This window comes from Clostridium sp. AM27-31LB (assembly GCF_003480745.1).
In the GTDB taxonomy this organism is placed as follows: domain Bacteria; phylum Bacillota; class Clostridia; order Lachnospirales; family Lachnospiraceae; genus Butyribacter; species Butyribacter intestini.
On the sequence record NZ_QUJS01000008.1, the window covers coordinates 164,633 to 174,287 of the forward strand.

At 37.7% G+C, this 9,655-nt stretch carries 6 protein-coding genes; 5 read left to right on the forward strand and 1 reads right to left on the reverse strand.

The features are described from left to right. Nucleotides 1-110 precede the first annotated feature (110 nt). Nucleotides 111-2,639 (forward strand): homocysteine S-methyltransferase family protein, encoded by a 2,529-nt coding sequence (locus tag DW721_RS12320; protein WP_118745930.1) that lies wholly within the window; start codon nt 111-113, stop codon nt 2,637-2,639. 133 nt (nt 2,640-2,772) lie between these two features. Then, entirely contained in the window at nt 2,773-3,705 is a 933-nt protein-coding gene (locus tag DW721_RS12325; RefSeq protein ID WP_118745931.1) for a glycosyltransferase, read from the forward strand. Between the two features lie 189 nt (nt 3,706-3,894). On the opposite strand, the gene DW721_RS12330 is transcribed toward DW721_RS12325, so the two are convergent. After that, the gene (locus DW721_RS12330) at nt 3,895-4,929 is read right to left on the reverse strand and encodes a DUF5050 domain-containing protein (protein ID WP_182436312.1); all 1,035 of its coding nucleotides are present in this window, start codon (nt 4,927-4,929) and stop codon (nt 3,895-3,897) included. A 398-nt stretch (nt 4,930-5,327) separates the two neighbouring features. Here DW721_RS12330 and DW721_RS12335 point away from each other — a divergent pair, with 398 nt between their 5' ends. From DW721_RS12335 to lysS, 3 genes are read left to right on the forward strand one after another with little or no spacing between them, the layout of a single operon-like run. After that, nucleotides 5,328-6,893, forward strand: a complete 1,566-nt coding sequence (locus DW721_RS12335) for a sialate O-acetylesterase (RefSeq protein WP_118745933.1) — start codon at nt 5,328-5,330, stop codon at nt 6,891-6,893. Between the two features lie 57 nt (nt 6,894-6,950). Then, nucleotides 6,951-7,430, forward strand: coding sequence for a transcription elongation factor GreA (gene greA / locus DW721_RS12340; RefSeq protein ID WP_118745934.1), 480 nt, complete (start codon nt 6,951-6,953; stop codon nt 7,428-7,430). Nucleotides 7,431-7,456: 26 nt separating this feature from the next. Continuing rightward, nucleotides 7,457-9,487: a lysine--tRNA ligase gene (gene lysS / locus DW721_RS12345; protein ID WP_118745935.1), complete on the forward strand. Its 2,031-nt coding sequence runs from the start codon at nt 7,457-7,459 to the stop codon at nt 9,485-9,487. The last annotated feature ends 168 nt before the right edge of the window (nt 9,488-9,655 follow it).

Genomic DNA, 9,655 nt, shown 5'->3' on the forward strand with positions numbered 1-9,655 from the left:
CCATAATATTAAATTGTTGTAAAACAAATGCTTTTCGGCTATAATTACTTTTGATAAATAAGAGCAGGAAGTGATGATAAAACGCTCGGAAATGAGGATTATATATTGTTATGACAAAAAAAGAGTTTAGAGATAGAATAAAAAAATCAAAGCTTATACTTGATGGAGCAACGGGTTCAAATTTACAGAAAAGAGGTATGCCGGTTGGTGTCTGCCCTGAGGAGTGGATTATTGAAAACAGCGAAGTTTTAAAGCAGCTTCAGATTGAATATATACAGGCGGGCAGTGATGTTTTGTATGCACCTACATTTTCGGGAAACAGGATTAAACTTGAGGAGTACGGTCTTGATGACAAGCTTTTTGAGATAAACACAAAACTTGTAGAGATTTCTAAAGCTGCCGTTGATGAAGGGCTGACGGACGAGGAGAAGAAAGCAGGCAGAGAAGTCTATATAGCAGGTGACATTACTATGACCGGAAAACAGGTATATCCTGTCGGACCACTTATGTTTGAGGAACTTGTTGACATATATAAGGAACAGATAAGATGCATTGCTGATGCAGGGATTGATTTTATTGTGGTTGAGACTATGATGAGTCTTCAGGAGTGCAGGGCCGCAGTTATTGCGGCTAAAGAAGTTTGTGAGCTTCCTATTATGGTGACGCTTACATTTAATGAGGATGGCAGAACTCTCTATGGTACAAATCCTGAGACGGCGGCTCTTGTAATGACTACTCTTGGTGTCGATGCGGTCGGTGTAAACTGTTCAACGGGACCTGACAAGATGATTGAGATAGTAAAGACGATGACAGAATATGCAGATGTTCCGATTGTGGCAAAGCCAAATGCAGGTCTGCCAAAACTTGAGGATGGTGTCACCATCTATGATATGGGACCTGAGGAATTTGCAAGAGAAATGATGCCGCTTGTTGAGGCTGGTGCAGATGTTGTGGGCGGATGCTGCGGAACAACACCTGAGCATATAAGGCTTTTAAATGAACTTCTTATTGAGAAAGGTTATAAGGACGGCGGCTCTTTTGAAAAGAGAGAGGGAAAAGTCTTAAGGCGAGCATTGTCTACTGAGAGAAATGTGCTGCCGATTGACCTTGACGGAGATTTTCTTATTATCGGTGAGAGGATAAATCCGACAGGAAAGAAAGCACTTCAGGCACAGCTTCGTGAGGGAAGTCTTGATATGGTCTGCGAGATGGCTGAGTCGCAAGAGGAGTTTGGTGCATCTATCCTTGATGTAAATATGGGTATGAACGGCATTGATGAAAAAGAAATGATGCTTAAATGTGTAAATGAACTTACTCTTGTAAGCAACCTTCCTTTGTCAATAGATTCAAGTCATCCGTCTGTTGTTGAGGCAGCACTTAGAATTTATCCGGGACGAGCATTGATAAACTCGATTTCTCTTGAGCCCGAAAAATTTGAAAAACTTATTCCGGTTGCGAGAAAATATGGTGCAATGTTTATCTTACTCCCGCTTTCAGAAGCAGGGCTTCCAAAGGATATTGATGAAAAGAAAGAGATTATTCATACGATTCTTGAGAGGGCATATGAGTTTGGCCTTACAAAAGATGATGTTGTTGTTGACGGTCTTGTCGCTACGATAGGAGCAAACAGAAATGCCGCTAAAGAGACAATGGAAACTATTTCGTATTGCAAAAATGATATAGGAGTGGCAACGGCGTGTGGTCTTTCAAATATTTCCTTCGGACTGCCTGAGAGAATGTTTGTAAACAGTAGTTTTATGAGTATCGCCATAAGCCACGGACTTACTATGGCAATCGCAAATCCGTCACAGGATCTTCTTATGCATTCAATGTTTGCCGCTGACCTTCTTATGAATAAACCTGAGTCAGACACAAGATATATAAACAGGGTTACGGGAAGAAAACTTTCGGTGCTTTCAGGAGACATAGATGCGTCACAGGTTACGGCACAGGCAGGAAATACCACATCTGCCGCTGATATAGACAGTGATGTGCCAAAAGATGACAAACTTTTTGAAGCTGTTGTCAAGGGAAGAAGCAAAAAGATAGAAGAACTCGTGAGGGAAGCACTTGACAATGGTGCGGACGCACAGTCTATAATAGATAAAAGTCTGATACCTGCGATAACGCATGTTGGAAAACTCTTTGATAAACAGATATATTATCTTCCACAGCTCATATCAAGTGCCGAGACAATGGAACTTGGTATCGGTGTGTTAGAACCGGTGCTTGCACAGAATAAAGATAAAGAGCCTTTGGGTACGATAGTAATGGCAACCGTTGAGCATGATATACACGATATTGGAAAAAATCTTGTAGTGCTCATGCTTAAAAATTATGGTTATGATGTTATCGACCTTGGAAAAGATGTCCCGGCAGAGACTATCATAGAAGCTGCAAAGGAGCATAATGCGGATATAATCGGTCTTTCGGCACTTATGACAACCACTATGATGGAGATGAAAAAGGTTGTAAATCTTGTAAAAGAAAATAATATGGATACGCTTGTCATAATTGGCGGAGCAGTTATAACACAGGGATTTGCTGATGAAATAGGAGCAGATGGTTATTCGGAAGATGCCCAGAATGCAGTTGAGGTTGTTGGAAAACTTCTTGCCGAGAGAGACAAAAATAAATAATGAAATGTTTGCGTATGTAATGAGATTTTTTATTTTGGGTGTCGAAAACAATAGCGAAAATAAGTGATAAATAAATTGTTGGCATGGTGATAAAAAATAATTACATAGACTTACAAAAAGAAAGGTGTAAAATATGGGAAACAGTGTAGATGTTGTTATACCGATATATAAAGCGGGCAATGATTTTGTAAAAATGCTTGAAAAACTTTATAAGCAGAGCAAAAGACCGGAACACATATATCTTTTACAGACGATAGAGAGTAAAGACGAAAAGCTGTTTGATAAAGAAAAATGCAGTCACGGACTTGCAAATATAATATCTGTTCATCCGATAAAAAAGTCTGATTTTGACCACGGTGCAACAAGGGCATATGGGGCACTTATGGCGAAAAGTGAATATGTTCTTTTTATGACGCAGGATGCGGTATGTTATGATGATTATGTTATCGAAAATCTTTTAAATGCATTTGATGACAGAAAAGTAGGGATAGCTTACGCAAGGCAGCTTGCAAGAGAAGATGCGGATGAGATAGAGCGGATGACAAGAGAAAATAACTATCCGGAGGAAAGTATCGTAAAAACTAAAAAGGATGAAAAAAAGCTTGGAATAAAAGCTTATTTTTGCTCGGATGTATGTGCAATGTATAGACTTGATGTATATAAAAAACTTGGCGGATTTGTCAAGAAAACGATATTTAATGAAGATATGATAATGGCATATAAAGAGATGCAGGCAGGATTCAGCGTTGCATATATGGCGGATGCAAAGGTTATCCATTCACATTCATATACTTGTAAACAGCAGTTTGTAAGGAGCTTTGACCTCGGTGTGTCACAGAGACAGTATCATGAGATATTTGATAATATTTCTTCTGAAAAAGAAGGGGCAGGCTATGCCAAAAAAGTTATAATCCGTCTTTTGAAAAATGGAAAATTTATAAAGACATTTTATTTTATGATGCAGTGTGGCTTTAGGCTGTTTGGATATAAGCTTGGAAAAAATTATGAAAAACTTCCAAAGAAAATGGTACTTGCCTGCACAATGAATAAAGAATACTGGAAATAAAATAAAAGCTGAGTTTTGGCAGTTGACGGTTCATTAATCTAAGAAATGAAAGACTGAACTGTTAAAATAAAAAAGGGGAAAACGCTGGTTTTCTGCTGTGTTACGAACATTTTCACAGACATTAAAAAAGAACATATGGCACAGTTTGTATATAAGCTATGCTATATGTTCTTTTATTTGTGTTCTGTTTTAGTCCTTTTCAACAGTTGGATTAAAATTTTTATTTTCACCTGTTGAAATATTGTAGTAGTATGCTGTTTTTCCCTCATAGTCTTCATAGAAAACATAATCGGAGATTATATGTATAAAATTGAAATTGCCTGCAGCAATCTGCTCATTTGTGCCGGTACTCATATCATACATATATATACCATTGTTTTGACCGTTATCAACTTGATAGAAAATAATGTTGCCATCATTTGTGATATTATATGTGGCAAGTTTATATTGGACTATAGTTTCGGCAGAACCACCATCAAGTCCGATACGGCACAAATTATAGTTTTGATTCATGTTAAGAAAATATATGTAGTCGCCTGATTTTATAACAGATGTACAGTTGCCATTGTATATGACTTTGTCATTGGCACCTGAAATATCCATTGAATGAATATTATGTTCTTTTGCCCAGCCGGAATAATAAATAGTGTTACCGGAAACAGAATAAGGCGATATGGCTTCTCTTTTAAGAAGTTTATTTTTTGAACCGTCTATTTTCGCTGAATAAAGTTCAAGACCTTTTTTATGGTCATAATGCTGGTAATATACATGATTTCCATAAAGGCAGGCTACTTGAGTAGGGTCTTCATAAAGCCTTGATAAATCAGTACCGTTTTTTGTTATTCTGAAAAGTCCGGTAGTACTTAAAGACAACAGTGCATTATCAGATTTTTTGAATTTATCATTTCTTCTGGTGTAAAAAATGTAATTTCCGGCAGCATTTATATAACTTACCTTGTCATTATAGACTTTTTTTATTTTGCTGAGGTTTGCATTCATTTTGTATAGTTTATTATGGTCGTTTGGATTGGCAAAATAAATCACATCGTCTGCCTGTGTGAAAAGACCACCATTTAAAAGATTGCCACTTGTATTGCCGGTAGTGGATGAATCACTGTATAATTTGACTTTCCCTTTTTTTATTATAAGAATAGATATGACAGCGACAGCGGCAAGTATTAATATACTTGCTAAAATTCTTTTTATTAAGCTTCCTTTTTTCAATATACCAGCCCTCCCTGTGTTAGATAGATTAGGTTGTAACGAAACTTATTGACTGCAAAGACATAGCAAATAGTTTCGTAAAAACTTATTATATAACTGCTATTCATTTTTGGTATGTGCAACAACAGTTACATATTTATTATAACCTATCTATAAAAGTGTGACAATAGCAATGCCGATTGTTTTTATATAAGATGTGCAAGGCTGAACTGTTACTATAAGATTTGGAATGTAAAACAGATGGAAAAACTTTGTATTTATTCGAGCGAATTTATGATATAATGAACACAAAAGTGTTCATATTAAGAGTTTCTAACGAAACTCCATTATGTGCAAAAAGCTTGCACAAATTTATGATATAATGAGTACAAAAGTGATAATAATCAGGAGGACGAAGTATGTTAAGTTTACCGGCTATTTTTAGCGACCATATGGTATTTCAGAGAGAAAAAAATATATTACTTTGGGGAGAAAGTGATGAAAAAAATGTTACAGCAGTAATAGATGAAAAAAAAGTAAGTTCAGATGTAAATAACGGCAGATGGGAGATTGAACTGCCGCCGATGGCAGCAGGCGGACCTTATGAACTTGAGGTGTCGGATGGAGTACAGACTAAAAAATATACAGATATAATGATAGGTGAGGTATGGCTTGCCGGAGGTCAGTCTAATATGGAGCTTGAACTTCAGAACAGCATGAACGGACAGGAAGTTTGTGCAAATGTAAAAGATGACGGTGTAAGGTATTATTATACACCGAAAGTGTCATGGGTCGGAGATGAACTTTTTGAAGCAGAAAAAAAGAGTGAGTGGCAGCATTGCACACCTGATAATTGCAAAAACTGGTCTGCCGTTGCATACTATTTTGCAAAAGAGCTTTCAAAAAAACTTGGAGTGACGGTCGGTATTATCGGCTGCAACTGGGGCGGAACTTCGGCTTCATGCTGGACGAGCAGGGAGTTTATGGAGCAGGAGACACTTTTAAAACCTTATCTTGATAAATATGACAATGCGGTTAAGGGACAAAATCCAGAGGAGTACATAAAATCCAGAGAAGAATATATTAAATATCAGGCAGAGTTTGATAAGAATGTCGGTCATTATTATGAGACTGCCAAAAATCCTACATGGGATGAGGCGATAAGCCTTTTTGGAGAAAATCAGTATCCGGGACCTATGGGACCAAGAAATGAGACAAGACCGAACGGACTTTACGATTCGCTTCTTAAGAGGGTAATGCCTTATACGCTCAGAGGATTTTTATATTATCAGGGCGAGGAAGATGACCATATGCCTTATACATATTATACGATGCTTTCAACACTTATAAGACAGTGGCGTCATGACTGGAGAGATGAGCAACTCCCATTTATGATTGTTCAGCTTCCTATGTTTAAGAATGATGGAGAGCCTGATTACCATAACTGGCCGTTTATACGAGAAGCCCAGATGCGTGTGTTTAAGACTGTTAAAAACACAGGAATTGCAGTCATACTTGACAAGGGCGAGTATGGAAACATTCATCCGGTACAGAAAGATGTTGTTGGAGAGAGACTCTGCGAGCAGGCACTTTATCATGTATATAAAAATGATAATGAAAAGAGTGCATTTGGACCGATATACAAGTCGTATGAAAAAGACGAAGAAAAAATGATACTTCATTTTGATTATGCAGATAATGGCATGGAATGTAAGGGAGAGAAACTTATAGGATTTGAGATTGCAGGTGATGATAAGAAATATTATAAAGCAGATGCCAAGATTGCAGGAAATGATATTGTAGTATCGGCATCTGAGGTAGATAAGCCTAAATATGCAAGATACTGCTGGACAAATTATTCAGAAGTGACATTATTTGGCAAAAATGGAATACCTGCCGCACCGTTTAGAACAAGTTGTGATGACGGGGCAGTTGCGACCGGCAGCAGAAATGAAGGATTGTGGAAAAATGCCGAGGTTGACTAAATGGTGGTTTTGCAGTATAATCAAGCGATATGAATATGAATTTATGGAGGATTTAAGATGGCTGGAAAGAAAAATCTTATGACTCGTGAAGGTCTTAAGGCACTGGAAGATGAGTTAAACGACTTAAAATTAAATAAAAGAAAAGAAGTAGCACAGAAAATCAAGGAAGCAAGAGAGCAGGGAGACTTGTCAGAGAATGCTGAGTATGATGCTGCAAAAGATGAGCAGCGTGACATAGAAGCGCGTATCGAAGAAATCGACAATATCCTTAAAAATGCTGAGGTAGTAGAGCATGACGAGGGAGATGCTGACAAGGTTAATGTAGGTGCTACGGTAAAGATTAAAGATATTGAGTTTGGTGATGAGATGGAGTATAAGATCGTAGGTTCAACAGAGGTTGACTGTCTTAATAATAAAATCTCAAATGAATCACCTGTCGGAGCTGCACTTATAGGGGCAGCAAAAGGTGATATTATCGAGATAGAGACACCAAATGGTGAAATGATAAAATATGAAGTAATGAGCGTAAGCAGATAATAATAAAAACGGAAGGAGTAATAAAAGTGGCAGAACAGCAGAAAAAACCACAGACACAGCAGGATTTAAACCAGCTTTTAAAGGTAAGAAGAGAGAAACTTGCTGCATTACAGGAAGCAGGAAAAGATCCGTTTGAGATTACAAAGTATGATCAGACGCATCATTCGGATGAAGTAAAAGAACTTTACACAGCACATGAAGAGAAACTTCTTGCTGGCAGAGTTAAGCCTGATACAGAGGGAATGGACGAAGCGGAAGCCCGTAAAGTAATAAATGATGATTACAATGAAAGAAGAGCAATAATGGATGCATCTCCTATTCAGGTATCGGTGGCAGGCCGTATGATGTTTAAGCGTGTCATGGGAAAAGCATCATTTTGTAATATTCAGGATCTCAAAGGAAAAATACAGATATATGTGTCCAGAGATTCAATTGGAGAAGAGCCGTATGCTGTATTTAAAAAATCAGATATTGGTGATATCTATGGCATAAAAGGTTATGCATTTAGAACAAAAACAGGAGAGATTTCCATACATGCGGAAGAATTGACACTGTTATCGAAATCCCTTCAGATTTTACCTGAGAAATTCCATGGTCTTACAGATACAGATGTACGTTATCGTCAGAGATATATTGACCTTATTATGAATGAGGAAAGTAAAAATGTATTTGTAAAGAGATCACTTATGATGAAAGAAATCAGAAATTTCCTTGCATCAAGAGATTTCATGGAAGTAGAAACACCTATGCTTGTATCTAATGCCGGTGGAGCAGCCGCAAGACCATTTGAAACACACTATAATGCACTCAATGAGGATGTAAAGCTTCGTATTTCGTTAGAATTATATTTAAAGAGACTTATAGTAGGCGGACTTGAAAGAGTATATGAGATTGGACGAGTATTCCGTAACGAAGGCGTAGATACAAGACACAACCCGGAGTTTACTCTTATGGAACTTTATCAGGCATATACAGATTATGAGGGAATGATGGAACTTACAGAATCAATGTTCCGTTATCTGGCAGAAAAAGTAGTAGGTTCAACAAAGATTTCATATAATGGTGTTGAAATTGATCTTGGCAAGCCATTTGCAAGAATGACAATGAATGAGGCAATTTTAAAATATGCAGGCATTGATTTTGATAAGGTCGAAAGTGATGAGGCAGCAAAAAAACTTGCAGATGAGCATCATATCGAATATGAGGAACGTCACAAGAAAGGTGATATTATTAACCTGTTCTTTGAGGAGTATTGCGAGAAAGAGCTTATACAGCCTACATTTATCACTGACCATCCAATAGAGATTTCTCCACTTACAAAGAAGAAACCAACAGACCCTACAAAAGTAGAGCGTTTTGAGCTTTTCTGTAATACATGGGAGATGTGTAATGCATATTCAGAGCTCAATGATCCGATAGACCAGAGAGAGCGTTTTGCACAGCAGGATGCTAATGCAGATGCAGGAGATGATGAGGCAGAGCATACAGACGAAGATTTCTTATATGCACTTGAACTTGGTATGCCACCAACAGGCGGAATCGGATACGGACTTGACAGACTTTGTATGTTACTTACAGATTCGCAGGCAATCAGGGATGTATTGTTGTTCCCAACAATGAAGTCTGTAGGTGTATCAAAATCTGCTAACAAGCCGGTTGCTGAACCTAAGGAAGAAAAGATTGACTTCTCTAAGGTAGAGGTTGAACCACTATTTAAGGATTTTGTTGATTTTGATACATTCAGTAAGTCTGACTTTAGAGCAGTAAAGGTTAAGGAATGTACAGCAGTTCCTAAGTCAAAGAAACTTCTACAGTTTACTCTTGATGACGGTACAGGTACTGACAGAACCATTTTAAGCGGTATTCATAGCTTTTATGAGCCGGAAGAACTGGTTGGAAAGACTCTTATTGCTATCACAAATCTTCCACCGAGAGCTATGATGGGCATTGACTCTTGTGGTATGCTTCTCAGTGCTATCCACAAAGAAGAAGGCGAAGAAAAGCTTCATCTTCTGATGGTAGATGACCACATTCCGGCAGGTGCAAAGCTCTATTAAGATGATGTAAAGATGTACCGTTTTACCAAATAGACGGGACGTACTTCATTTGATAAAAAATGAAAAAACAGCGATTTACATCAAACTTACATCTTTTCGTATGTTGATGTTTGTGCTATTCTTAGTGATGATAGGATTAATAACCGAGCAGTTAAAACCCTTATCACG

Coding starts and splice junctions, on each gene's coding strand:
- DW721_RS12320 (WP_118745930.1), top strand. CDS start 111: ATGACAAAAAAAGAGTTTAGAGATAGAATAAAAAAATCAAAGCTTATA.
- DW721_RS12325 (WP_118745931.1), top strand. CDS start 2,773: ATGGGAAACAGTGTAGATGTTGTTATACCGATATATAAAGCGGGCAAT.
- DW721_RS12335 (WP_118745933.1), top strand. CDS start 5,328: ATGTTAAGTTTACCGGCTATTTTTAGCGACCATATGGTATTTCAGAGA.
- greA (WP_118745934.1), top strand. CDS start 6,951: ATGGCTGGAAAGAAAAATCTTATGACTCGTGAAGGTCTTAAGGCACTG.